Genomic DNA, 19231 nt, shown 5'->3' on the forward strand with positions numbered 1-19231 from the left:
CCCCGCGATCCGACTCCGTTTACCTCGCCGTCCCCAACCGGTTACGCTCCGCAGCGGTCCGATTCCCGTCCCCACGCCCGTTTTTCACCGCTCTCCGCGCACCCTGCTCACACGGTGAGTGCCTTGCGCAATCCGGCCACCGAGGCCGGGTCCCAGCCCGGACGCGGGGCGGATCCGACCAGGAGGCGGGTGTACGCGTGGCGCGGGTCGGTCAGGATGTCGGCGGTGGGTCCCTGTTCCACCGCGACCCCCCGATACAGCACCAGGATGTCGTCGGTGACCTGCTGAACCACCGCGAGATCGTGACTGACGAAGACCAACGCGACGTTCGTCTCCTTGCGCAGTTCGGTGAGCAGGTGCAGGATCTGCGCCTGGATCGACACGTCCAGCGCGGAGACCGCCTCGTCCAGCACCAGCACCCTGGGCCGGGCCGCCAACGCCCGGGCGATGGACAACCGTTGCCGCTGCCCGCCGCTGAGTCGGTGCGGCCGGGCGTCGGCCTCGCGGGTGCCCAGACCGACCTGGTCCAGCAGTTCGCGCACTCGTCGATCGCGATCCGCCTCGCCGTGCAGCCGCAGGACGCCGGCCACGCACTGGGCGGCGGTGAGCCTGGGGTCCAGCGAGACGTACGGGTCCTGGAAGACCATCTGGATCTCCCGGGCCCGACGCAGTCGTTCCGGACCGCCCTTGGCCCGCGCCGCTCGCGGGCGCCCGTCCACCGCGATGGTGCCCGCGTCCGGACGGATCAGCCCGACCAGCATCCGCGCGATCGTGGTCTTGCCCGAACCGGACTCGCCGACCAGGCCGAGCGAGCCGCCCGGCGGCACGGTGAAGGAGATGTCGGACGCCGCGACCGTGCGCTCTGCGCGCCGACCCGGGAGCGCGAACTCGCGGCACAGGCCGTGTACTTCAAGAGCAGGGGTGGTCATCCGAGCACCTTCTCCGCGGGGTGGTCCAGGTCGGTGCTGCGGCACGTCACCCGGCCGCCGTCGGGAAGTTCGCGGGCGACCGGCCGCCAGGTCTCGCACGCGGTCTCCGCCACCGGACAACGCGCCACGAACGGGCAGCCGGGGAAGGCGTCGTCCAGCGACGGCGGCCGGCCGGGGATGGGCCGGATCGGGCGCGGGTCGCCCAGCTCGGGCGTGCAGGCCAACAGACCGGCGGTGTACGGGTGACGCGGATCCTCGAACAGGCTCGCGGCGGTGCGCTCCTCGACCACGCGCCCCGCGTACATCACGTACACCCGGTCGCAGTAGGCCGCCGCCAGGTGCAGGTCGTGCGTGATGAACAGCAGACCCAGGCCGCGCCCGGTCCGGTGCTCGCGCAGGATGGCCAGGATCTCGGCCTGCGTGGTCACGTCCAGCGCGCTGGTCGCCTCGTCCGCGAGCAGCAGTTCCGGATCGCCCGCGAGCGCCGCCGCGATCACCACCCGCTGGAGCATCCCGCCGGACAGTTCGTGCGGGAACTGCCGCAACCGCTCGGCCGGGCGCACGATGCCGACCGCCTCCAGCAGGCGCAGCGCCTCGGCATACGCCTGCGCCTTCGGCCGGTCCAGGGTGTGGATCAGTCGTTCGGTCAGGAAGTCGCCGATCCGGCGCACCGGGTTGAGCGAGGAGCGCGGGTCCTGGTGCACCATAGCCACCCGATGGGCCCGCAGTTCGCGCAGTTCGCCGGTGTCGAGGGTGAGCGCGTCACGCCCGGCCACGTCCACCCGGCCGTGGACGTGCGCGTCGCGCGGGAGCATCCGCAACACTGCCTTGGCGGTGGTGGACTTGCCCGATCCGGACTCGCCGACCAGGCCGACCACCTCGCCCCGGCGCACCCGCAGGTCCACCCCGTCCAGCACCGGGCGTCGCGCGCCCGTGCCCGGGAGTTCGACCGTCAGGTCCCGGATCTCCAGCAGTTCGTCCACCGCGTCCGTCTTGTTTTCGACCATCAACGTTCCCTCACCCCCAGGCGGTCGGAGATCCGCACGCCGACGACATTGAAGGCCACCACGACCAGGGCGATCGCGGTGCCGGGCACCAGGGCAGGCCACAACGCGCCCTGCACCAGCGCGGCCTGCCCCTCCTTGACCATCAGGCCCCATTCCGAGCTCGGCGGCTGGGCGCCGAAGCCCAGGTAGCTGAGCGTGGCCATGCCCATCAGTACCTGACCGAACATCAGCACCAGGTAGCCGATCAGCGACGGCGCCAGGTTGGGCACCAACCGCCGTACGCAGATCGCGAATCCGCCCATGCCCTGCACCCGGTAGGCGTCGATGTACGGTTTGGCCCGCTCGGCCAGCGCGATGCTGCGGGTGTACTTCGCCACCACCGGCGAATAGGCCAGCGCGAGCGCGATCACCGCGGTGGTCAGCCCGTCGCCGAACACCGACACGATCAGGATCACGAACAACAGCCCGGGAAAGGCGAACATCACGTCGGTGACGCGCGAGACGAACGCGTCCACCCAGCCGCCGTGCCACGCGGCCAGCGTGCCCAGCGCGATGCCGATCACCGACGCGAGCGCGAGCAGCGCCAGCGGCGCCACCAGGCTCGGCCCGGCGCCGTGCAGCACCCGCGAGAGCAGGTCCCGCCCGGACTGGTCGGTGCCCAACACGTGCGCGCCGTCCGGCACCGCGAGCGAGGCGTTCAGGTCGATCGCGTCCGGTTCGTACGGCGCCACCAGCGGCGCCAGGACCGCCGCCAACGCGGTCAGCAGCAGGAATCCGGCCGCGATCCGGAACGAGATCGGCCAAGTCCGCTTTCTGGGACGGGCCGGCTTCGAGGGCGCCGCCGGGACGGGCCGCGCGCCGGCTTGGAGAAGAGTCATGCGGCGCTTCCTTCGAGGCGCACCCGCGGATCGATCAGCGGGTGGACGAGGTCGACGAGCGTGGTGACGAGCATGTACGCGAGCACCATGAGCAGCAGCACGGCCTGGGTGACCGGGAAGTCGTGCGTGTTGATCGCCTGGACCAGCAGCGAGCCCATCCCGCTGATCCCGAACGCGGTCTCCACCACCACGGTGCCCGCGAACAGGCTCGCGGTGATCAGGCCGCACATGGTGACCACCGGCGCCAGCGCGTTGCGCAGCACATGTCGACGGATCACCTTGAACTCGGACAGGCCCGCCGCACGGGCCACGGTGACATGGTCCTGCGCGTACTGCTCCAGCATGCTCTGCCGGGTCACCCGGCTGACCACGGCGAGTTCGCCCAGCGCGAGCGAGAGCGCCGGCAGCGTGAGGTGGTAGAGCCGGTCGCCGAAGCCCTCACCGGCGCCGGTGACCGGGAACCAGCCCAACTGCACGCCGAGGAAGGCGACCAGGGCCAGGGCCTTGACGAACTTGGGGATGGACGCGAGCAGCGTGGTGACGGCGACGATGATCGAGTCGACCCGCCCGCCGCGCACCGCGGACAACACGCCGAGGGCGATCCCGACCACCACGAACAGCACGGCGGAATAGCAGACCAGGAACAGCGTGGTGGGCACGCGCGAGGACACCAGGTCCGCAACCTGGTCGTGGTACTGCATCGAGCGGCCGAGGTCGCCGTGCAGGACGCCGCCGATCCAGTCCCCGTACTGCACCCACAGCGGGTCGTCGAGGTGGTAGGCGGCCCGGACGGCGGCCAGTTTCTCCGGCGTCGCGTCCTCCTGTCCGCCGACCAGGAACGCGGCCGGATCGCCGGGGGCGGCGTAGATCGCGCCGAAGATCACGAAGGACGCGGCGAACAGGGTGACGAGCAGCCCAAGGGTGATGCGCAGGGCGCGGGCGGGCATGGTGGTGACACCTCCGAAGGCGACGGGAACGGGCTTGGTGGGATCAGCCCTTGGCGCCGAGGTCGGCCAGCCACGGGTAGGCGACGTTGGCCATCGAGGCCGGCGCGCCGGTCAGCTTGGCGCTGGTGATCAGCACGTTGGGCACCTGGACCAGCGACAACCACACCGCGTCCGCGGTGAACCGGCGCTCGGCCTCCACCAGCAGCTTGGCCCGGGCCGCGTCGTCGGTGGTACGCAGTGCCTCGTTGACGACCTTGTCGTACTCGGGCGAGCTGAAGCCGACCCAGTTGTTGTTCGAGCCGGTGAGCGCGTTGTCGTAGAAGCCGGCCGGGTCGGCCTTGGAGATGTACCAGTCGTCGGCGAACATGTCGACGCTCTTGCGCAGCGCCTGGTCGGTGTACAGCGAGGTGAAGTCCGCGCCCGACATGGTCTTGATCTCGGCCTTGAGGCCGATTCTGCGGGCGGCGTCCACCACCGCGTTGGCGATCAGGTTGCGGGTGGGCGTGCCGTCGTTGGCGACCACCAGGGTCGGCGCGGCGGGGCCGACCTCGGCGATCAGCTTCTTCGCCGCGTCCAGGTCGGCGGCGGTGGGCTGCGCCGGAGCGCCTTGCAGAGCGTCGTAGCCGGCCTGGAAGGTGGCCTTCTCGTAGCCCCACGCGCCCGGTCCCAGCGGGGTCTTCCACGGCGTGGCGAGTCCGGCGAAGGCGGCCTTGGCGATGCCCTGGCGGTCCAGCGCGAGCGAGAGCGCGCGCCGCACGCGCGGGTCCTTCATCCCGCCGCGCTCGGTGGGGATCAGCGTCCAGGCACGTGAGGAGGAGCCGTAGGAGACGGTGAGCGCGCCGTTGCCGGCCAGCGGCGGCACCGCGCTCATCGTGGTGAGGTAGGTGCCGTCGGCGGCGCCGGTGGTCATGCTGTTGACCATGGCGTTCTCGTCCGCCCAACCGAAGGTGGCCGAACGCACCAGCGGCTTGCGGGACTTGTCCCAGTAGGCGTCGTAGCGCTCCAGGGTGATCCGGCTGCCGGCCTTCCACTCCTTGAGCGTGTACGGCCCCGAGCAGGCGTCGGTGCGCCCGGGCGTGCCGTAGTCCTTGCCCGCGGGCTCGGCCTGCTCGCGGTCGAGCACGATGCCCGCGTTGCCCGCCAGCGCCTTGGTGAACAGCGCGTCGGGCTCCTTGAGCCGCACGGTGACCTCGGCGTCGCCGGTGCGCTCGATGGACTGCACGCGCTCGAACTCGTCCGACTCGTTGTTGCCGTCGGCCGCGTGCCGGCGCAGGCTCCACACCACGTCGTCGGCGGTCATCGGCGAACCGTCGTGGAAGGTGACGCCGGCGCGCAGCTTGAGCACGAGCGTCGTGGGGTCGGTGTAGATGCCCGAGTCGGCCAGGTGCGGGCGCATGCTCAGATCGGGCTGGGTCTGGAACAGTCGTTCGCAGACGTTGGCGAGCACCGCGTTGGAGTCGCTGTCGGATCTGACGTCCAGGTCCAGTGACTTGGGTTCCTTGGCCAGCAGCCATTTGACGTTGTCCACCGCGCCGGCGGCCTTGGCGGTGGTGTCGGTCAGCGCGAGGTCGGCGGGCTTGCCGGGGGCGCCGGCCGCGTTGTTGCCGCCGGCGTTCTTGGCGGAACAGGCGGTGGTCAGGCCGAGCAGGGCGGCCAGTCCGAGCGCGGTGAGGGTGCGAGTGCGGGACATGCGACTCTCCGGGGGATGCGGGGGGAGGGTGGGGTGGGGCGCCGGGGCGGGCGTGCTTCGGGCGCGGCCCGGGACGGGTGTGGGCTTCGGGCGCCACGGGAGCCGGTGGCTTCCGGGCGCTGTCGGGGCGGGTGGCCTCCGGGCGCCGCCGGGGCGGGGCCTTCAGGCGCCGCCGGGTCCGTCGTGCAGGTTCCAGGGCAGGAGTTCGTATTCGTGGTCGCACGGGGTGCCGGCGGTGACGCGGTATTCGCCCGTGGTCAGGTCGACGCAACTGGAGAGCAGCGTCGCCCACTGCCGGACCGCCGGTCGGGCCGGATCCGGGTGGGTGCACAACGATTCGGGGTAGCCGAGGTGGTCGGACATCGCGGCGTGGATCAGCTTGCGGGTCTCGGCCGGGTCGCCGGCGTCCCGGCAGCGCCGCAGTCCGGCCTCGGCGCGCGGTACGCGAAGCAGCGAATCCGGAGCCGAGGGACGGTAGCTCGCGGCCAGTTGCGCCGGCATGAAGGCCTGGTAGTGGTTGCCGTGCACGAGCAGGCCGTCGGTGGGGTACATCCAGCCGTTCGCGCCGGGGGTGGTCTCGATGTCGATCGCGAAACCCTCGCGGTGGGTGAGCAGGGCGTTGCTGGCGATGTGCGCGCGGGTGCGGAAGAGCACGTCGAGCGCCTCGGCCGGGTTGGCGCAGTCCAGCACCCGGCGGCGGATCAGCGTCTGCGGGATGCCGACGGCGTGGTCGAAGCGCCCGCCGAGGCCGTTGGCGTTGAGCGCGATGCCGGCCGAGTTGGCACCCTGCCGGCCGATCTGGCCCGCCTCGACCTGCATCACCACGGTGGGCTTGCCGGGCTGCACGACACGCACGACCATGACCGTCTCGCGCACGCCGTAGCGCCAGTCCCAGTTCTGGCCCGCGTACACGTGGCCGTCACCGGAGGCCTGGTCGAGCAACGCGAAGGAGGTGCAGCCGTCGGGATTCTCCGCCGGCGCGGGTACTCCCATCTCGGCGAAGGTGTCGTCGTAGATGATCTCGCCTCGGGCGTTGAGCGCGAGGATGTCGAGCAGGTCGAGGCCGGCGCCCTCGGCGATCCCGGCCATCTCCTCGACCAGGTCGGGGGCGAAGGCGCGGGAGGGGGCGAGCCAGTGTTCGGCCCGCTCGGTGACCTGGCGCCAGGTCAGGCCACCGGCCGCGCCGAAGGCCTCGGTGTAGTAGTCGACGGCGGTACGAATCAGCGCGCTCGCCCCTTCGCCGTACTGGCGACCGCGGGTTCGAGGCTCGCCGGCGATCTCGATGGTGGGAAGGGACACGCCACTCACGTCGTCTCCTGGGGTGCTGGGGGTTCGGCAGCGTTGCGGGTGCTGCACGCTGTCCTGGGGTCCGCGAGTCCGGTGACGATCGCCGCGACGCGTGTCGTGACACGTGTCGTAACGCTCGTCGCACTGCTCGTCGCACCACGTGTCGTAATGTTCATTACGAGTTCGCGGTAACATGTATTGCACGTTGCATGAGGAGAGTAATGGTTGATACCGGGGAGTCAAGAGGCGTGAGCGAACAACAACCGCAGAATCCGGCGCTGGCTCGGCTCCGGGCGGCGATCCGCGATCAGTGGGCCGACCTGTCGCCGGCCGAGCGGAACGTGGCCCGCTATCTGACCAACTGCTCCCCCGAGCAGGTGCTCTTCGCCAGCGCGCAGGACCTGGGCGCGAGCATCGGCGTCAGCAACGCCACGGTGGTGCGCACTCTGCAACGACTGGGCCTGGGCGGACTCTCCGCGCTCAAGCGCGACATCGCCGCCGACTTCAGCACGGACGTGGCCCCCGAGGTCAGGCTCCGGCAGCGGATCAGCCAGGTCGGCCAGGACCTCGACGGAATCCGGGCCCGGGTCTACGACGAGGCGATCGAGCGACTGGAGCACGGCCGGGCCAACCTCGACGCGGACGCCTTCCGGCTGGCCACCCAGTTGCTCGCCGACGCGAGCGAGGTGCTCGCGTACGGCGTCGGCGCCTCCGAACTGGCCGGCCGCCACCTCGCGCTCAAGCTCAACCGGATGGGCCGCCGGGCCCGCTTCGTCGGCACCACGGGCTTCGGACTGGCCGACGAACTACTCACGCTGCGCCACGCGGATGTGGTGGTGATGTTCGTCCCGGGCCGCTTCCTGCGCGACATGGAGGTGCTCCTGGACCACGCCCGGGTGGTCGGCGCCCGCATCGTGGTGGTCACCGACGAACTGGTCGAACGCCTGGCCGACACCGCGGACGCGGTCCTGTACGCGCCGCACACCCCGACCGGCATAACCGCCGAGTCACTGTCCGCGATCGTGCTCAGCGACGCGCTGCTGCTGGCGGTCGCCTCGTTGGACGAGACCCGCTCGGTCGAGCACTCCCATCAACTGACGGCCCTGCGGGCGCAGTTGCTGGAGCCGAAGGAGGGCCGGCCCCGGCGCTGAGGCGGGGCTTCGGCCGGGGCCGGCGCTTCGGCGGGGGCCGGCATCCCGAGCGAGAAGGCGCCGGCCGCCGAGCCCCCAGCGCTACCGCACCACCCGCTGCGCCACCCACGTACGCGTAGCGGCCCACCGCGCCAACCGCGCGGGCCCACAACCACGCGGCCGGCCACAGCGAAGTCGCACGCCGATCCGGCAGACGCGTCCCGGGTGAGCCGTCTGCTTGCTTCGAACCGCGGTGGTCATTCTCAATCGGCCGTCGAGGCGGGTCCGGCGTTCTCGACCGGCGGGGCGGACGTGGTGGCACGGGGGTCCGGGCGGCGACGATGTACGACGACCAGGATGTCGGCCCAGGCGATCAGGGCCGCGGTCGCGCAGAGGGCCGCGGCAAGGATCCACAACGCTCGGGCGGCGGCCAAGTCGATGTCGGCGGCCACGGCGCACAGCGTGGCGGCCACGATGAAGACGGGTAGCGCGATTCCGGCCCAGGCCAGGCGCGGGGCCAACGGGACGGTCCCGACGGGTGGTCGGGGGCCGCCGGAATCCTGACCCGGTGTCGGGCGGGCGGCTGAGGCAGTCATGATCGAAACCTACCCAGGGGTGCGACAACCACGCGCCGGCGCCTCCCCCCGATCCACCGCCGACCGGTGGCAGGTGGCGGGCGGAGGGCGGTGGCTACAGGGTTCCGGCGCACCGCCGGCAGGACCGGTGGGTGTTCGCCGGAAGCGTCGGCCGCTATCGGGTCGGGTCCCCGCAGTCCAGCACCTCGGCGATCACCCGGAAGGTCTCGTGCCCGCCGGCGGGCCGCCCTGAGTTCGGGCGACTCGAGGAAGCGACGTCGGGTGCGGCGGGCGCGCCGTTGTCGTCGTCGACGCGGTGTCGGGACGGCCGTGTTCTCGATATCGTGCATGGTGCACCGAAGTTGCTCACCGTCGGGCGAACAGGAGCACGGCATGGCCGTACCGGTAGCGCTGAACCACCTCGCCTACCAGACCCGCGATCTGGTCGCGACACACCGCTTCTGGACCGAGGCGGTCGGTGCCGAACTCGTGGGCGCGGTCCGCGAAGAGTCCCGGACCACCAGCAGCGGCGAGGTCACCGCGCCCTTCCTGCACGTCTTCTACGCGCTCGCGAGCGGTGAGTGCATCGCGTTCTTCGACGTGGCGAAGGCGTACGCGCCCGTGCCCGACGGTCTCGAATGGTGGACCCGGCACGTCGCGCTCGCCGTGGACTCCGTCGCCGAAGTCGACGCGATGGCCGAGCAGATCCGTCGACACGGGGTCGAGGTCCGGGGCCCGATCGACCACGAAGGCGTCTGGTACTCGGTGTACTGCTTCGACCCCAACGGCGTGCACCTGGAAATCACCCACCAGTCCCGCCCGTTGACCGAACAGGACGCCGCCGAGGCCCGAACCGCCTTGGACGGCTGGCTCGCCGACCGCGCGGCCGGCAATCTTCCGGGCTGAGGGCTGAGGACTGGGGGCCGAGGACTGGGGGCCGCGGCCCGCCGGCTCCCGGGCCGAACCGCCGGGGGCCGCCGCCGAAACGGGAACGACCGCTACTCGCCCACTCGTTCGTAGCGCAGCAGGACGGTGCGCGCGTCGAACGTCCGCGACTCGACCAGCGCCAGCGGGTGCCGGGTCTCGTCGGCTCGGAAGACCGGCTTGCCGCCGCCGAGGATCACCGGGTGCACGAAGACCAGGTATTCGTCGATCTCGCCGAGCCCGGTGAGCGCGTTGGCCAGTCCGGCCCCGCCGGTGAGCAGGATGTCCTTGCCGGGCTCCCGCTTGAGCGCGGCGATGTCCTCGGCGAGGTTCGCGCCGATCACCTCGGCGCCCCACTCGGCCCGCTCCAGCGTGGCCGAGACGACGACCTTCCGGGTCGCCCGCCAGACCGGCGCGAACCGCAGGTCGTGCGGGTCGGTGGAGATCGTCTCGACGTTCGGCCAGTAGCCGGCCATCATCTCCCACACGACCCGGCCGTACAGGAACGTGTCGACCCCCGCGTTCAGCGTCTGCCCGAAGTCGGACAGCTCCGGGCCCATCACCGGCCAGTCGAATTCGCCCCTGGGGCCCTCGATGTAACCGTCGAGCGACTGGTGGACCATGTAGAGGATCTTGCGCATGTCGGGCTCCCGCAGTGTCGGTCTTCGGTGTTCTCACGGAGAGGTCGGAGCCGGGTCGCGGTCCTCGACACCTCCCGGCGGATTCCCGGGAAAAGTTTTCGAACCCCTGCACGAACGGGTGCACGGGCGGGCGAAGGTGCCCCGTGCCCGGGTACCCCGCCGGTCATCGGGATCACCCCTCGCCGGTCATCCGCGCCGCGCGTATCTCCAGGTAGCGCCGCTCCGGCAGGCTGGTGGTCCGGCGGGCAGCCGTGCGGTACGCCTCCCGGGCCGCTTCGCCGTCGCCCGCCAGTTCGAGCAGATGGCCGCGGACCGCCCAGAAACGGTGGTGGCCGGTCATCCGCTCGTCCTCGGCCAGTGTGTCGAGCAGATCCAGGCCGGCTCGGGGGCCGTGCACCATCGCCGCCGCGACGCTCTGGTTGAGGGTGACCATCGGGCCCGGCGACAGGTGCGCGAGCAGTCGGTACAGCGCGAGGATCTGCGGCCAGTCCGTATCGTCGGCGTGCGCCGCCTCCGCGTGCACCGCGGCGATCGCGGCCTGCACCTGGTACGGCCCCGGCGGTCCCCACGTGAGCGCGTCGGTGACCAACTCGGTGCCCTCGCGGATCGCCTCCGCGTTCCAGCGGCTCCGGTCCTGCTCGGCCAGCGGGATCAGTCCGCCGTCCCGGGCGGTACGCGCGGCCCGGCGGGCATCGGTCAGCAACATCAGCGCGAGCAAGCCGGACACCTCGCCGTCGTCCGGCCGCAACCGGCGCAGCGCGCGGGTCAGCCGGATCGCCTCGCCGGTCAGGTCGGTGCGCAGCAGATCGGGGCCCGAGCCGGCGGTGTAGCCCTCGTTGAAGATCAGATAGAGCACGTGCAGCACCGCGCCCAGGCGCTCGATCGACTCGGGCCCGACCGCACCGCCGAACCGACCGCCGGCGGCCTTGATCCGCTGTTTGGCCCGACTGATGCGCTGCGCCATGGTGGACTCGGGCACCAGGAACGCGTCGGCGATCTGCGCGGTGGTCAGGCCGCCGACCGCGCGCAGCGTCAAGGCGACCTGCGAGGCCCCCGTCAGCGCGGGGTGACAACACAAAAACAGCAGGGTCAGCGTGTCGTCGCGGTTGCCGGGCGCGTCGTCGTCGGGTGCGGGCGAGACGTGCTCGTCGGCCGGGGCTCGCGCGGCGAGCCGCTCCTCGCGGTTGCGCCGCGCCCGCTCGCTGCGCCAGTGGTCGATCAGCCGCCGGTCGGCCACGGTGAGCAGCCAGCCCCACGGACTGTCCGGGATCCCCTCCTCGGGCCACTGCACGGTGGCGGCCAGCAGCGCCTCCTGGACCGCGTCCTCGCAGGCGTCGAACTGGCCGTGCCGGCGGACGAGCACGCCGAGGACCTGCGGGGTCAGTTCCCGCAGCAGGCCCTCGACGTGCGCGTCCGGGCTCACATCTCCGTCCCGGAATCCGTCATCACCGGGCGTACCTCCATCGCCCAGTACCGGGCGTCCGGCCAGCGTGCGGCGATCTCGACGGCTCGCTCGGTGCTCTCGCACTCGACCAGCAGGTAGCCGGCGAAGTGCTCCTTGGCCTCGACGAACGGGCCATCGGTGACCGCCGGTACACCGTCACGGACCCGGACCGTCCGGGTCTGCGCCGGATCGGCGAGCGCCTCGCCGCCGAGCAGTTCCCCGGACGCGGTCAGCTCCGCCATCAGGGCGTCGACCCCGCCGAACAACTCGGTGCGCTCCGCCTCGGAGAGTTCCTCCACGAATCCCGGGCGGTTGTGGATCAGCAGCATGAACTTCATCGGGTGCCTCCTGGTCGCTCTGGTCTGTTCGGGTCGGCCCACACGGTGCACACGATCCACGCGGTCCGCGCCCCCGCTCGGTCCGATCCGGGCGGCGGCCCGATCGGGGGTGCTCGGGGTCGGTCTCCCGAATCCCCCCGGCGGGCCACTCGCAACCGGGTCGGAGCCGGCCGACGGTTCTCGACATCCCGGCGCACAGAATGTCGGATCGATGCGCCGAGGACGCTCGCGCCCTCCCGGAACCTCCGGAGTTCCGCCCTCCCGGACCCCTCCGGGGTTCCCCGAACGACCACCTCCCACGCCGCCCCCGGATGCCCCCGAACGCACCGGGCTCCGGCCGAAGGCCGGACCCGGGATCCTCATCGACCCGGGTCCCGATCGGGAGTGGGGTCCGGGGGTCAGGCGACCCGACCCGGTTCGGCCACCGGAGCCGGTATCACCGCCCGCGCGACCCGGCCCGGCAACAGCACCCGGTGAATCGCCAGCGTGCCGGCGATCGACGCCGCCCCGACCAGCACGATCACATGAGCCGGTTCCAGCACCCCGGCCAGTGCTCCGGCGCCCGCCATCGTGAGGCCCTGGAGGGTCATCGTGCCGGTCATCGCCAGACCCATCGCCTGGCCGGTGCCGGCCTTCGGGACAGCCTCCAGGAAGCGGCGTTGCAGGCCGAGTTGGTAGGACAGACCCGCGCTGGACAGGACGAACAGGCCGGCACTCACCCACAGCGGCGGACCCGCGGCGAAGAACAGCAGCGGGACGCCGAGTTGCAGGGCGAGCCACAGCGCCAGGCGCTCGCGGCGGGCCGGGCGTACGAAGCGCCCCACCACCAGGTCGCCGAGCAACATCCCGGTGGCGGCCGAGCCGTACAGGACACCGGCGTGACCGGGGGAGTACGGGACGACCACGCCCTCGGCGGCGACGGCCAGGTTGGCCGGGATCCACTGGGCCAGCAGCAGGCCGCGCACCGTGCGATCGCCGAGCAGTTCGCGATTGACCCGCAGCGTCGCGCGCACCGTGCCCTCGGCCCGGGTCGACCCGGTGCGCTCGGTGCGCGGCCCCGGCGCCAGGCCCAGGCGCACGACCACGGCGGAAGCCAGCGCGGTCGCCGCCGCGAACAGCAGCGCGCCGCTCGACCCGACCAGCGCGAGCAGCAGGCCGCCGACCGCGAAGCCGAGCACCTGCGTCGCGCCGGCGGTCATCCCGAACACCGAGCGCCCCAGTACGTAGGCGTCGCCGTGCAGCAGTTCGGGCAGTGTGCGCTGGCGCGCGGCGCCCGCGACCGGGCTGACCAGTCCGACGCTCGCGAGCAGCAACAGGACCGTCCACACCGGCAGTACGTCGAGCGCGAGCACCAGCGCGAGCGCGCAGCGGATCAGGTCGTACCCGGCCATCGCCGCGCGCACCGGCACCCGGTCGGTGAGCGAGAGCAGCAGCGCACCGCCGAGCGCCTGCGGAACGAACCCGGCGACGTACGCGAGCGCGGACAGCGCCGGCGACCCGGTCCGTTCGTAGACGAGCACCGCGAGCGCGAGCATCCGCACGGTGTCGCCGATCAGCAGCAGGACATAGGAACCGAACAGCACCCGGAAGGCGCCCACCGCGAAGACCTCGCGGTAGGTCGCCGGTTTGACGTCGTCGCCGATCATGGGGGCGAGCGTGCCGCGCCACGCCGCGCGCCGGCCAACCTTTCGGGCAGCACCGAAACCTGGCAGGCTGCCGAGTGGGAGGCCAGGCATGCTCAGGATCGAGGTCGGGCCGGCCGACGTGGCCCGCAGCAGGTTCGGCATCTCCCCGCTGGGCGAGACGGTGATGGTGCTGCGGACGTTGTCGGGAAACCATCAGGCCGGGCCGCTGCGGCCGTGGATCGAGCGGCTGCGGCCGGCGTACGAGCGACTGCGGCGGGAGCTGCCGGCGGTCGCGGCGATGACGACGCTGTATCGGCGCGGCGCCTACAACGCGGACTTCCTGCACCCGCCGCCCTCGGGGACCCCGGCCGGGATCGGGGACGAGCTCGCCGCGGTGCGGGCCACGTCGGCGGCCCGCGCCCACGGCGAGATCGCGCGCAACCTGGAAGGGTTGCGCCCGCCCTCGGCCTCGGTCCGGGCGCTGCTCGACTCCCCCGACGTGGTCGCCCGATTGGCGGACGCGATCGAGGCCGCGTGGACGACGCTGCTGGAGCCGCGGTGGCCGGCGCTGCGCGCGGTGTTGGAGCGCGATCTGGTGCGTACCGCCGGGCGGTTGGCGGCGTACGGCTGGGGTGCGGCGCTGAGCGATCTCTCGCCGCGGCTGCGGTGGCGCGACGAGGGCGTGATCGAGGTGACCGGCCACGCGGCCGACACGGTGAAGCTCGACGGCGCCGGACTGCTGTTCGTCCCGTCGGCGTTCGGTGCGTTCATCGCCTACGTGGAGCCGCCGTGGCCGTACGCCATCGTGTATCCGGCGCGCGGCGTGGCCGAACTCCTGGGTGCTCCGGCCCGCGCCGACGACGCCGCGCTGGCCGATCTGCTGGGCACCACGCGGGCGATGATCCTGCGCGCGCTGGCCACCCGGGCCACCACCACCCAGCTCGCGGCCCGGCTCGGCCTCGGCCTGGGAACGGTCGGCGACCACCTGGCCGTGCTGCGCCGCGCCGATCTGATCACCGGCATCCGGGTGGGCCGCTCGGTGCACTACCAACAGACCGCCCTCGGCGAGGTGTTGGCCGCGGGTTCGGACCGACCCGGCGGGACACTCAGCCGGTGATCGCCACCAGGCTCGGGAGGTATCCCCGGGATTGCCCCGTGACGGTCGGGTGGTACGACTCGTCGACCGGCAACGTCAGCCCGTGCAGCCACTCCTGCGCGCCGCACACCCCGTGCCCCGCGAACCGATCCCGGACGTCCGCGAAATCGGCGCCGCCGGCCGCCGCGCGACCCGCCGTGGTCTCCACCAAGGTGTCGGCCGCCTGGTCCAGCACGCGTCGCTTGCTCTCGCTCAACCCCAGGAGGCAGGTGCCGAGTTCGAACAGGCGCGGATAGCCCAGCACCACGAGCCGTGCGTTCGGCGCCTGCCGGCGGATCCGCGCGTAGGTGTCGTCCAGGTCCGCGGGAAGCCGGTCGCGCGTGTACGCCATCGACCGGGCCACCGCGTCCGAGCAGTCCCGGTCCCCGCCCAGGACGCAGGTCCTGATCGTCTCGGCGAAGCCGACGTCGTTGCCGCCCGCGCTGATCGTCACGAGCGTGGTGTCGCCGTCCAACACGGACAGTTGCCGTGCGCGCACCTCCGCCGTGGTCGCCCCGGAGCACGCGACGAAGTCGAACGCGGCCACCGCGTGCGCCTGTTGCCACAGCGCGGGGTAGGCGTTCGCGCTGCGCTTGCAATCGCCGCCGCCCGCGAGGTATCCGCCCGCGCCGACGCCCGAGCTGTACGAGTCGCCCAGTGCCGCGTAACCGCCCTCGGGCGCCGTGACGGCGGCGGGTGCCGCGGCCGAGGGCGCGGCGATCCCCGCGAGCGCGAGGGTCGCGGCGGCGGCGAGGGAGACGGCGACACGGGACGGCGACGGCACGAGTGGATCTCCTCCGGAACGTATGCACGTTGTCGGAGGTATCGGCCGCCCGGTCGGCCGACTTGATCCCGGTCACCCGTCGGAAGGACGCCCCGACCACCCCGCTCGCGGTCGGGGCGACGCGGGCGGACGGTCCCTCACCCGCGTGCGGGCACCTGATCGGCGGGCGCCCGGTCGTGGGTGCGGAAGGTCTGGCGGTAGGTCATCGGCGGCACCCCGATGGTGGCGACCAGGTGTTGACGCAGCGAGGCGCCGGTGCCGAAGCCGGCCCGGTCGGCGATCCGGTCCACGGTCAGGTCGGTGGTCTCCAGGAGCCGCCGCGCGTGCTCGACGCGTTGCCGGGTCAACCACTGGCCCGGCGTCATGCCCACCTCGTCCCGGAAACGCCGGGTGAAGGTGCGTACGCTCATCCGCGCGTGGTCCGCCAACTCGGCCAACGACAGCGGGCGGTGCAGGTGTTCGAGCGCCCATTCCCGGGTCGCCGAGGTGGCCGCCGAGGACGGCTCCGGCACCGGGCGTTCGATGAACTGCGCCTGGCCGCCCTCGCGCCACGGCGGCACCACGCAGCGCCGTGCGACCCGGTTGGCCACCTCGCTGCCGTGGTCGCGGCGCAGCAGGTGCATGCACAGGTCGATGCCGGCGACCACGCCGGCGGCGGTGAGGATGTCGCCGTCGTCGACGAACAGCACGTCCGGGTCGAGGTCGACCCGGGGGAAACGCTTGCGGAACCGGTCGGCCTCGTTCCAGTGCGTGGTCGCCGGGCGACCGTCCAGCAGGCCGGCGGCGGCGAGCACGTAGGACGCGGTGCAGATGGACACGATCCGCACTCCCGGGCGCAGCCCGGCCAGGGCCCGGCCCAGCGGTTCGGGGAGCCAGTCCGGTTCGTCGTTCTCGTCCACGCCGCACACGAAGGGCGGCAGTACCAGTGTGTCCGCGGTCGCCAGTGCCTCGATCCCGTGCTCGACGGCGATGGTGAAGTCGGCGCTGGTGCGCACCGGTCGGCCGTCGAGGCTGCACGTGATCACCTCGTACAGCGGTTCCCCGTCGGTGCCGGTGGCGGTGCCGAAGATCCGGACCGGGATGCCCAGTTCGAAGGGATAGACGTTTTCCAGGGCCAGGACCACGACGCGATGCATGGCCTGATCCTTGCACATATTGGCCATCGGGCCACTCGATGGGCTCCGGCAGCCCCGACAGGGTTGGTCCCACGCCGGGCGCGGAGAACCGGCGAACGGTCCCGGTCACCGCGCCGGGCACGATCGACCCGAACACGGCAGGGGAATGTGATGACGATGCGCGCCATTCGACAGGAGACGTTGGGCGGACCCGAGGTGCTGAGGGTGGTCGCGGTGGAGCGCCCGTCGCCCGGGCCGGCCGAGGTCCTGGTCCGGGTGCACGCGGCCGGGGTGAATCCGACCGACTACTGGCACCGGGCGAGCGGCGGGCTGATCGGCGACACTCCCGTCCCGCTGGGCTGGGACGTATCGGGCGTGGTCGAGGAGGTCGGCCTGGGCGTCAGCGTCTTCCGGCCCGGCGACGAGGTGTTCGGGATGCCCCGACTGCCGCTGCCGGCCGGTGCCTACGCCGAGTTCGTCACGTCCCCGGCGCGCCACCTGGCCCGCAAGCCGGCCGGCCTGTCGCACGTGCAGGCCGCGGCGCTGCCGCTGGCCGCGCTCACCGCGTGGCAGTCGCTGGTGGACGCGGCCGGGGTACGCCCCGGTCAACGGGTGCTGATCCACGCCGCGGCGGGTGGCGTGGGCCACCTCGCGGTCCAGATCGCCAAGGCGCGCGGCGCGTACGTGATCGGCACCGCCCGCGCGGCCAAGCACGAGTTGGTGCGCGGGCTCGGCGCGGACGAGGTGATCGACTACACGGCCGTCGACTTCGCCGAGACGGTACGCGACGTGGACGTGGTGCTGGACACGATCGGCGGCGAGTACGGGCCGCGCTCGCTGCGCACGCTGCGGCCGGGCGGCTTGGTGGTCTCGCTGGCGTCGCCGGCGGAGGTGGGCCTGGTGCCGGTCGCGGAGGCGGCGGGGCTGCGCGCGGGGTTCACCATCGTGGAGCCGGATCAGGGTGGGCTCAAGGAGATCGCGGCACTGGTCGAGGCGGGTCTGCTGCGGCCGGTGATCGACGCGGTGCTGCCGCTGGAGCAGGCGGGCAAGGCGCACGAACTGGGCGAGGGCGGGCGCACCTCGGGAAAGATCGTGCTGACCGTGGTGGAGTAGTCGGGCCACCGGGGCCGAGCCGATCGGCCCCCACGCACGCCGCACCCCGCTCGGCGCGGGGCCGCCGGGCGACGTGCGCGGCGGTTCGGCTCGGCGCTCTCGACATAAGTCTGCGCGTGATCGACCTTCGGCCGCTGCGGGCGCCGACCGGGTCTCCCTAGCATCGAGGTGGAGGCGGACCGATCCGGCCGCCCACCGGGAAAAGGGAAGGGCACGCCATGGCCGAGGAGCGATCCGCCCACACGGGCGGGTGGGCGGCGCAGGCCGCCGAGAGGCGCACGGTCCTGGGCTACTCGCGCGCGGATCGGGTGGCGATCTTCGGCGGGCTACCGGCGCTCGGACTGTTGCTCGGGTTCGTACTGCCGCCGCTGGCGCGGTTGGCGCTTGAACTGCCGGTCCTGCCGATGCGCTCGGTCGTGCGCCTCGTCGGCACGGCGGAGCAGCCGTCGCAGGTCGCCATTGGCGCGGCCCTCGGCTTGATCCTGGGCCTGGGCGTCGCGTTCGTCGCCGTCGCCGAGTCGACCCGCTTCACCCTCACCGACACCCGGGTCCTGCTCGAGCACAACGACCGGACCACCACGATCGAGCGGACCGGGATAGGCGCGGTCCGGCCCGACGGCAAGCGGGTGGTCCTGTTCGACCACGACGCCCACCCGCTCGGCGGGGGCCTGCCGCGGGTCGGACGGCGTGCGGTGGCCCGGGCGTTCCGAGCACACGGTTACCCCTGGCGCGAGCACGGCACCACCGACGAACCCGGGTAGCGCGTGCCTGGGACGTGTCTTCGATCCCCCGGTCAGCGCGGTGTCAGACGGTCGCGCATCGCGCGCAGGAAGGCGTTCGGGTCGGCGTTCTTGGTCCGCGCCGTCTCGGCGTCCCCGGCGGTGGCGTAGGTGACGAACGCGTCGTCGCCCACGCAGTCCAGGAGTGCGGCGGCCACCTGCTCCGGCGTCGCGGCGCTCCTCGGGTCGGCCGGGAACGGCGGGTCGTTGCCCTCGCGTTCGGTGCTGAACTCGGTGAGCGTGGTACCGGGCACGAACAGGTGCGCGGCCACGCCGGTGCCGGCCAGTTCCAGATAGAGCGCCTCGGTCCACAGTTCGAGGGCCGCCTTGGAGGCGGCGTAGGCGCCGACGCCGTAGCTGAACATGTGCACGCCCATCGACGACACGTTGACCACGTGTCCGGTGCCGCGGGCCAACATCGCGGGCAGCAGCGCGGCGGTCAGCCGGACCGGCGCCTCGTAGTTGACCGTCATCACCTCGCGCAGATCCTCGCCGGACAACTTCGCGCTGCGCCGCCGCTTGGGGATGCCGGCGTTGTTCACCAGGATGTCCACCCCGCCGAGTTCCCGCTCCACCGTCGCCGCGAAGTCCGGGAGGGCCTCCAACGCGGCCAGGTCCAACGGCCACATCCGCGAGTCGGGGCTGTCCTCGCGAAGGTCGGCCAGCGCCCGCGTCAGCCGATCGGTCCGGCGCGCGCACAGCCCGACCACCGCGCCCTCGCGAGCGAACGCGCGTGCGGTCGCCGCGCCGATCCCGGAGGACGCGCCGGTCACGAGCACCCGCTGTCCGTCGAACCGTGCGCCCATGCCGTGGCCCACCCTTCGTCACGGCCGGCCACCCGCCGCGGCCGGCGCCCGCGTGGAACGGATCATCGGCGCAGCGGCCGACGG

The 19231-nt window shown here is 72.5% G+C and carries 19 protein-coding genes; 5 read left to right on the top strand and 14 right to left on the bottom strand.

Annotated elements, in window-relative coordinates:
• Positions 1 to 107: 107 nt before the first annotated feature.
• The 6 genes from ACIRL2_RS08450 to ACIRL2_RS08475 all read right to left on the bottom strand — a co-directional run bounded on the left by ACIRL2_RS08450 (position 108) and on the right by ACIRL2_RS08475 (position 6759).
• A complete protein-coding gene (locus tag ACIRL2_RS08450; protein WP_395858684.1) occupies positions 108 to 929 on the bottom strand; it encodes an ABC transporter ATP-binding protein in 822 nt (273 codons plus the stop codon).
• A complete protein-coding gene (locus tag ACIRL2_RS08455; protein ID WP_402231023.1) occupies positions 926 to 1936 on the bottom strand; it encodes an ABC transporter ATP-binding protein in 1011 nt (336 codons plus the stop codon). Before ACIRL2_RS08455 ends, ACIRL2_RS08450 begins: the two co-directional genes overlap by 4 nt.
• Complete coding sequence (locus tag ACIRL2_RS08460; protein WP_331770766.1) at positions 1936 to 2814, bottom strand: ABC transporter permease; 879 nt, start codon at positions 2812 to 2814, stop codon at positions 1936 to 1938. The genes ACIRL2_RS08455 and ACIRL2_RS08460 overlap by 1 nt, the downstream gene beginning before the upstream one ends.
• Positions 2811 to 3761, bottom strand: a complete 951-nt coding sequence (locus ACIRL2_RS08465) for an ABC transporter permease (RefSeq protein ID WP_395858686.1) — start codon at positions 3759 to 3761, stop codon at positions 2811 to 2813. The genes ACIRL2_RS08460 and ACIRL2_RS08465 overlap by 4 nt, the downstream gene beginning before the upstream one ends.
• 43 nt (positions 3762 to 3804) lie before the next feature.
• Entirely contained in the window at positions 3805 to 5451 is a 1647-nt protein-coding gene (locus ACIRL2_RS08470; RefSeq protein ID WP_395858687.1) for an ABC transporter substrate-binding protein, read from the bottom strand.
• Positions 5452 to 5613: 162 nt separating this feature from the next.
• Positions 5614 to 6759, bottom strand: coding sequence for a C45 family autoproteolytic acyltransferase/hydolase (locus ACIRL2_RS08475; protein WP_395858688.1), 1146 nt, complete (start codon positions 6757 to 6759; stop codon positions 5614 to 5616).
• Between the two features lie 200 nt (positions 6760 to 6959).
• Here ACIRL2_RS08475 and ACIRL2_RS08480 point away from each other — a divergent pair, with 200 nt between their 5' ends.
• On the top strand, positions 6960 to 7889 hold the full coding sequence (locus ACIRL2_RS08480; protein ID WP_395858689.1) for a MurR/RpiR family transcriptional regulator: 930 nt from the start codon (positions 6960 to 6962) through the stop codon (positions 7887 to 7889).
• A 242-nt stretch (positions 7890 to 8131) separates the two neighbouring features.
• On the opposite strand, the gene ACIRL2_RS08485 is transcribed toward ACIRL2_RS08480, so the two are convergent.
• Positions 8132 to 8464 carry a hypothetical protein gene (locus ACIRL2_RS08485; protein ID WP_402231028.1) on the bottom strand — a complete coding sequence of 111 codons (333 nt, stop codon included), beginning with the start codon at positions 8462 to 8464 and terminating at the stop codon, positions 8132 to 8134.
• Positions 8465 to 8836: 372 nt separating this feature from the next.
• On the opposite strand from ACIRL2_RS08485, the gene ACIRL2_RS08490 reads away from it, so the two are divergent.
• Complete coding sequence (locus ACIRL2_RS08490; protein ID WP_395858698.1) at positions 8837 to 9349, top strand: VOC family protein; 513 nt, start codon at positions 8837 to 8839, stop codon at positions 9347 to 9349.
• Positions 9350 to 9441: 92 nt separating this feature from the next.
• Here the strand turns inward: ACIRL2_RS08490 and ACIRL2_RS08495 are convergent, their stop codons facing one another.
• From ACIRL2_RS08495 to ACIRL2_RS08510, 4 genes are all read right to left on the bottom strand, one after another.
• Positions 9442 to 10008 (bottom strand): dihydrofolate reductase family protein, encoded by a 567-nt coding sequence (locus ACIRL2_RS08495; RefSeq protein ID WP_402231030.1) that lies wholly within the window; start codon positions 10006 to 10008, stop codon positions 9442 to 9444.
• A 172-nt stretch (positions 10009 to 10180) separates the two neighbouring features.
• On the bottom strand, positions 10181 to 11431 hold the full coding sequence (locus ACIRL2_RS08500) for an RNA polymerase sigma factor (RefSeq protein WP_402231032.1): 1251 nt from the start codon (positions 11429 to 11431) through the stop codon (positions 10181 to 10183).
• Positions 11428 to 11790 (bottom strand): YciI family protein, encoded by a 363-nt coding sequence (locus tag ACIRL2_RS08505; RefSeq protein WP_402231034.1) that lies wholly within the window; start codon positions 11788 to 11790, stop codon positions 11428 to 11430. The genes ACIRL2_RS08500 and ACIRL2_RS08505 overlap by 4 nt, the downstream gene beginning before the upstream one ends.
• Before the next feature lie 398 nt (positions 11791 to 12188).
• Positions 12189 to 13436 carry an MFS transporter gene (locus ACIRL2_RS08510; RefSeq protein ID WP_402231037.1) on the bottom strand — a complete coding sequence of 416 codons (1248 nt, stop codon included), beginning with the start codon at positions 13434 to 13436 and terminating at the stop codon, positions 12189 to 12191.
• A gap of 88 nt (positions 13437 to 13524) precedes the next feature.
• Between ACIRL2_RS08510 and ACIRL2_RS08515 the strand changes: the two genes are divergently transcribed.
• Positions 13525 to 14532 (top strand): DUF5937 family protein, encoded by a 1008-nt coding sequence (locus ACIRL2_RS08515; RefSeq protein WP_395858702.1) that lies wholly within the window; start codon positions 13525 to 13527, stop codon positions 14530 to 14532.
• Here the strand turns inward: ACIRL2_RS08515 and ACIRL2_RS08520 are convergent.
• Both ACIRL2_RS08520 and ACIRL2_RS08525 read right to left on the bottom strand, forming a co-directional pair.
• Positions 14522 to 15334, bottom strand: coding sequence for an SGNH/GDSL hydrolase family protein (locus ACIRL2_RS08520; RefSeq protein WP_395858703.1), 813 nt, complete (start codon positions 15332 to 15334; stop codon positions 14522 to 14524). The two genes, ACIRL2_RS08515 and ACIRL2_RS08520, sit on opposite strands and share 11 nt — an antisense overlap.
• A 137-nt stretch (positions 15335 to 15471) precedes the next feature.
• On the bottom strand, positions 15472 to 16470 hold the full coding sequence (locus ACIRL2_RS08525; RefSeq protein WP_402231041.1) for a GlxA family transcriptional regulator: 999 nt from the start codon (positions 16468 to 16470) through the stop codon (positions 15472 to 15474).
• A 156-nt stretch (positions 16471 to 16626) separates the two neighbouring features.
• Between ACIRL2_RS08525 and ACIRL2_RS08530 the strand changes: the two genes are divergently transcribed.
• Together ACIRL2_RS08530 and ACIRL2_RS08535 are read left to right on the top strand one after the other, a co-directional pair.
• Positions 16627 to 17562: an NADP-dependent oxidoreductase gene (locus ACIRL2_RS08530; RefSeq protein WP_402231044.1), complete on the top strand. Its 936-nt coding sequence runs from the start codon at positions 16627 to 16629 to the stop codon at positions 17560 to 17562.
• A 218-nt stretch (positions 17563 to 17780) separates the two neighbouring features.
• Positions 17781 to 18323: a hypothetical protein gene (locus ACIRL2_RS08535; RefSeq protein WP_395858706.1), complete on the top strand. Its 543-nt coding sequence runs from the start codon at positions 17781 to 17783 to the stop codon at positions 18321 to 18323.
• A 32-nt stretch (positions 18324 to 18355) separates the two neighbouring features.
• Here the strand turns inward: ACIRL2_RS08535 and ACIRL2_RS08540 are convergent, their stop codons facing one another.
• The gene (locus ACIRL2_RS08540) at positions 18356 to 19147 is read right to left on the bottom strand and encodes an SDR family NAD(P)-dependent oxidoreductase (RefSeq protein ID WP_402231047.1); all 792 of its coding nucleotides are present in this window, start codon (positions 19145 to 19147) and stop codon (positions 18356 to 18358) included.
• Between the last annotated feature and the right edge of the window lie 84 nt (positions 19148 to 19231).

This window comes from Embleya sp. NPDC127516, from assembly GCF_044765325.1.
Lineage (GTDB): Bacteria > Actinomycetota > Actinomycetes > Streptomycetales > Streptomycetaceae > Embleya.